General features: G+C 65.6%; 1 pseudogene. It reads right to left on the reverse strand.

The window, feature by feature from the left end:
• Positions 1-33: 33 nt before the first annotated feature.
• Positions 34-1,225: pseudogene (locus tag YO9_RS0115260) on the reverse strand (IS3 family transposase).
• Positions 1,226-1,294 lie beyond the last annotated feature (69 nt).

Genomic DNA, 1,294 nt, shown 5'->3' on the forward strand with positions numbered 1-1,294 from the left:
GGGACTGCTGCACGGTTAGGTGACAGGTTGTAGTCACGCCGCCAGTGCGACGGTCGTGTTCATGATGGTCTCGAACTCGATGGGCGTCAAACGGCCCAGACGTGCCTGACGCCGACGCCGGTGATAGGTCCGTTCGATCCAGGTCACCATTGCGATGCGTAGCTGCTCGCGGGTGGTCCAGGAGCGGCGGTCGAGGACGTTCTTCTGAAGCAGCGCGAAGAAGCTCTCCATGGCTGCGTTGTCCCCGCTCGACCCGACTCTTCCCATGCTGCCGACCATGCGATGCCGGGCCAGGGCGCGGAGCATCTTCCGGCTCCGGAATTGAGATCCCCTGTCGCTGTGGACCACGCAGCCGGCGACATCGCCGCGGATCGCGACAGCGTTCTCGAGCGCCTGGACCGCCAGTCGCGATTTCATCCTCGAGTCGATCGAGTACCCCACGATCCGACCGGAATAGACGTCTTTGATGGCGCAGAGGTAGAGCTTGCCCTCCGCGGTCTTGTGCTCCGTGATGTCCGTCAGCCACAGCTGGTTCGGTGCTTCGGCCGTGAACATGTGTCGCGTCCGGCCGTGCTCGTCGTTGACGGCACAGAGGTCGTCATGGACGGGCGGCCCGGGGCGATGGGCCTTGCTGCGCTTGGGCTTCCCGAACGCGCTGAACCAGCCGTTGGTTGATGCGATCCGCCATGCGGTCCGATCCGCCATTGCCTCACCGTGGTCGCGGGCCTCGTCGGCGAGCAGGCGGTGCCCGAACTCGGGGTCGTCCTGGTGCGCGTCGAACAGCGCGTTCGCGCGATACGCCTCCGCGACCTCGCTGGTGGTGATGGGGTTGCCAGCCACCGGTAGTAGGGCTGGCGGGAGAGCTTGAGCACCCGACACGTCACCGTCACAGGGATCCCTGCGGCGGCGAGCTCCGTCACGAGCGGGTAGAACCTTTTCCCGGCAAGTTCGCCTGCGACAGATACGCCGCCGCACGGCGGAGGACCTCGTTCTCCTGCTCGAGAAGCCGGATCCGTTTGCGCGCCTCGCGCAGCTCGGCCGCCTCAGTCCTGGTCGCTCCGGGCTTGGCGCCCTCGTCGATGTCGGCGCGACGCAGCCACTTCTGCAGCGTCATCGGGTGAACACCGAAGTCATTCGCGATCTGCTCGATCGTCACTCCAGGCTCGCGGTTCCTCGCGACGCGCACGACGTCGTCACGGAACTCGCTTGGGTAGGGCTTTGGCACAGCAACATCCTTCCAGACCCACCCCTCAGGCAAGCCATCTCAGATGTCACCTAACCGTGCAGCAGTCCC

Origin of the sequence: Kocuria atrinae C3-8 (assembly GCF_000286355.1) — a bacterium.
GTDB lineage: Bacteria > Actinomycetota > Actinomycetes > Actinomycetales > Micrococcaceae > Kocuria > Kocuria atrinae_A.